Annotated in this window: 1 protein-coding gene and 1 pseudogene; both read right to left on the reverse strand. The window is 66.8% G+C overall.

What is annotated here, in order from left to right; translation table 11 throughout:
- Positions 1-183 precede the first annotated feature (183 nt).
- A complete protein-coding gene (locus tag G3T14_RS24240; protein ID WP_163645014.1) occupies positions 184-564 on the reverse strand; it encodes a hypothetical protein in 381 nt (126 codons plus the stop codon).
- A 3-nt stretch (positions 565-567) separates the two neighbouring features.
- Positions 568-1,086, reverse strand: a pseudogene (locus G3T14_RS24245) (hypothetical protein); the annotation flags it as partial.

Consider the following 1,086-nt stretch of genomic DNA (forward strand, 5'->3'; position numbering starts at 1 on the left):
ATGGCCCAAACGCGGCGGCCGTCCTCCAGCGTGATCTCCACATCGTCCTCGATGCCCGCCATGAAGTAGAGCGGTGCGTCGAAGGCCGGCGTGTCGAGTTCCACCACGGGGCGTGGCGGCGTATCGGCCGGCGCCGATGCATAGGCCTCGTCGCGAGCCTGATCCTGGGCTGTGCTCATGCGCTCACCAGTCCAGCACGTTCAGATTGAACGACGCGGCCATGTCGACGACGCCGATCGGCTTGGCCTTCCACGCCGCCTTCTCAAGGTAGACCATGCGCATCGGCCATGGATCCGGCGCGTAGGGACGCCCGACCGGCATCCAGAAGCGACGCGTCCCCTTCACGAGTGTCGTCACGACGAAGGCGTCCGCGACCTCGTACTCCTCCGGCGTGAATCGTAGCTGGTAGGCAAGCTGCGTCCAGGTCGATGTAGATCCGCTCCGCATCCGGTCCGGGCCATCCTCCATCTCCGTGGAGGTTCCGGGCGCGTAGCGCTGTCCCATGTCATAGGGCGAGCGCAGCGGACGATACGGCAGCTGCGACGGCCAGACGGCGAGCGCCATGGCTCAGCCCCTCAGGCGTCGAGCGCCGGGAGATACCGATGCCAGAGGCCCCTGTCCGCGGGCAATATCGCCGGCCTGCTGCCGAGAGATCATATCGACGAACATGCGCGTATCCCCGCTGGGGCCGCGCTCCTGACGGACCACGGCTTTGTCGCCGCCTGGCGCTTCGTTGATGACGACATTCAAGCCAGTGCTGGAATTGGCTGCGCGCGACGACGGCATAGTGAACTGGTCGCCATCGACGATGCCGCCAACCGCATAGCCCCGCCTGCCTCGGCGCATCGCTTCCACGATGGCGACGCCGCCCGAGCGTGCGACGTCCTCTTGGCTGAAGACGACCTCGCCTTTGTGGACGATGCCGGCAGCCTGGAAGCGGTCGCCCGGCCCGGTGTATCCGCCGGCATCGAAGCCGAAGAAGCTTTTAGCCGAGGTCAGAAGGCTAGCAAATCCACCTGCCTGAGCGGTCGGCCCCTGCGCCCCGGCTATCGGCGCGTTGGCCGCGCTGGATCCGCCGCTGAACAG

Origin of the sequence: Methylobacterium sp. BTF04 (assembly GCF_010692745.1) — a bacterium.
Classification (GTDB): domain Bacteria; phylum Pseudomonadota; class Alphaproteobacteria; order Rhizobiales; family Beijerinckiaceae; genus Methylobacterium.

Coding starts and splice junctions, on each gene's coding strand:
- G3T14_RS24240 (WP_163645014.1), bottom strand. CDS start 564: ATGGCGCTCGCCGTCTGGCCGTCGCAGCTGCCGTATCGTCCGCTGCGC.